This is a genomic window from Enorma phocaeensis, from assembly GCF_900186505.1.
Classification (GTDB): Bacteria; Actinomycetota; Coriobacteriia; order Coriobacteriales; family Coriobacteriaceae; genus Enorma; species Enorma phocaeensis.
This window is the reverse complement of sequence record NZ_LT891961.1, coordinates 1-2,027: the sequence shown is the minus strand read 5'-3', so window position 1 is coordinate 2,027 and position 2,027 is coordinate 1. Positions and strand designations below refer to the sequence as shown.

The 2,027-nt window shown below is 71.5% G+C and carries 1 protein-coding gene and 1 pseudogene; both read left to right on the top strand.

What is annotated here, in order from left to right; all coding sequences use genetic code 11:
• A pseudogene (locus tag C1717_RS10755) lies at window positions 1-152 on the top strand (IS256 family transposase); the annotation flags it as partial.
• A 344-nt stretch (window positions 153-496) separates the two neighbouring features.
• On the top strand, window positions 497-1,906 hold the full coding sequence (gene istA / locus C1717_RS00010; RefSeq protein ID WP_102371178.1) for an IS21 family transposase: 1,410 nt from the start codon (window positions 497-499) through the stop codon (window positions 1,904-1,906).
• The last annotated feature ends 121 nt before the right edge of the window (window positions 1,907-2,027 follow it).

Sequence of the window (2,027 nt, the reverse complement as noted above, 5' to 3'; positions counted from 1 at the left end):
TGAACGGGGAGATACGCAGGCGCACCCGCGCGGTCGGCACCTTCCCCGACGGGAGGTCCGCGCTCATGCTCGTCACCGCCAGGCTCAAGTACGTGGCCGAGAGCGAGTGGGGCTCCCGTCGCTACCTGGAAGTGACTCTGCTGGAGGGGTAGCCGCATCGGAGGGCGGGCCTAGGGGGCTGTCGAAAAGTGCGCAAGAATCTTGACGGTACCTGCCAAAGTCCAAGCGCCCGAGGGTCGCCGCCATGCTCAAGGCGATCCACGCGATGGAGTCGCGGGAGGCCGCCGAGGCCAAGGCCCTCGAGGTCGCTTCCGAGCTCTGTTGATGTGCAATATGAAATGGTCCGAATGAGCACCGGTTCCTGAGCAACGCGTGCACCGAAAAATGAGCAGTTTGAGCATGAGGGCCGCGCCCCCTTGGACCAGGGGCGCGGCCCCCGCCGTATGGTTGTCCCGGGCGCGTGCTTTGGCGAGACCGCCCGGGAAGGATGGAGGAGATGACCGTGCCCCTGGACGTGAGAAATGATATACGCTCGATGGATGCGGAGGGGGTGCCGCGGGCCGAGATGGCCCGCAGGCTCCGGCTCAGCCGCAACACCGTCGCCAAGTACGCCGACATGGAGGACCTGTCGCCGGAGCCCCCCGCGCCCGCAGACAGGCCGCACCCGGCGATCGACCCGCACGCCGCCTGGATCGACGGGGTGCTCGAGGCCGACCCGGGCGCCCCGCGCAAGCAGCGCCACACCGCCAAGAGGATCCACGGCCGGCTCGTCGAGGAGAGGCGCCACGGGGGCTCCTACTCCGCCGTGCAGCGCCACGTGCGCGGGCGGCGGCTCGCGCGGGCGGCTCGCGCGGGCGGCGGCTACCTCGAGCTCGAGTGGGCGCCCGGCACCGCGCAGGCGGACTACGGCAACTTCGAGGCGGTGGTCGCGGGCGAGAGGCTGCGCCTGAAGCTGCTCGTGGTCGCGCTGCCCCACTCGAACGCGCGCTACGCCGTCGCCGGCATGTCCCAGCGCGCCGAGTGCATGTGCGCGGGGCTGGCCGGCGTCTTCGGGTGGATCGGGCGGGCGCCCCGCGAGCTCGTGCTCGACAACGCCGCCGAGGCCGGGAGGCGCCTGCGCGGCGAGGTGACCGAATCCCACCTCTTCTCGCTGTTCCGCGCCCACTACCGAATGGGCAGCCGCTACTGCAACCCGTACTCGGGCAACGAGAAGGGGTCGGTGGAGAACGCGGTCGGGTTCATCCGCCGCAACCTGCTCGTCCCCGTGCCCGCGGTCGGCTCGCTCGCCGAGCTGAACGACCTGCTCAGGGACGGGTGCGGCCGCTTGAACGCCGCCTCGCGGGCGCGGGACGGCCGCCCGACCCCGGAGGTGCTCGCCGAGGACCTGGCCGCCATGCTCGCGCTGCCGTCGTCGCCCTTCGACGCCGTGCGCTGGGCGAGGTGCCGCGCCGACAAGCGCGGCGTGGTGACCGTGGACGGCCGAGGCTATCTCGCCGGCCCCGCTTGGCACTCCCGGGAGCTCCTCTGCGGCGTCCGGGCGGACACGGTGGAGATCCTGGCGGACCGCGGGCGGCGGGTCGCGGTGCTCAAGCGCGCGTTCGGCGACGGGCCCATCGTGCGCAACCCGCTCTCCCTCGTGCCGGCGCTCGTGGCGCGGCCCCGCGCCTTCGGCGAGTCCGTGATCAGGCGCGACATGCCCGAGGGCCTCGTCCGGGCAATAGACTCCCTCGATGCGGCCGGCCGCCGCCGCGTGCTCAGGTCGATCGAGCGGGCGGCCGGCCCGTCCGGCTTCGACGCCGCCTGCTCCGCGGCGCAGGCGGTGATCGAGGGCGGCCGGATCCCAGACGACGCGACCGTCGACGTGCTGGCCCGCAGGATGGCGGCGGGCGCCCCCGCCGCATGTTAATGTCAATCTATCTTTCGCCACTTGGGACTGCGGTGGGAATCCTGGACCAAATCCATCCTATGCGACTAGTCCCAAATCCCTTCGGTACTGCATGGGGCTCTTGTAATCCAGGTCGCTCTTG

Coding starts and splice junctions, on each gene's coding strand:
- istA (WP_102371178.1), top strand. CDS start 497: ATGACCGTGCCCCTGGACGTGAGAAATGATATACGCTCGATGGATGCG.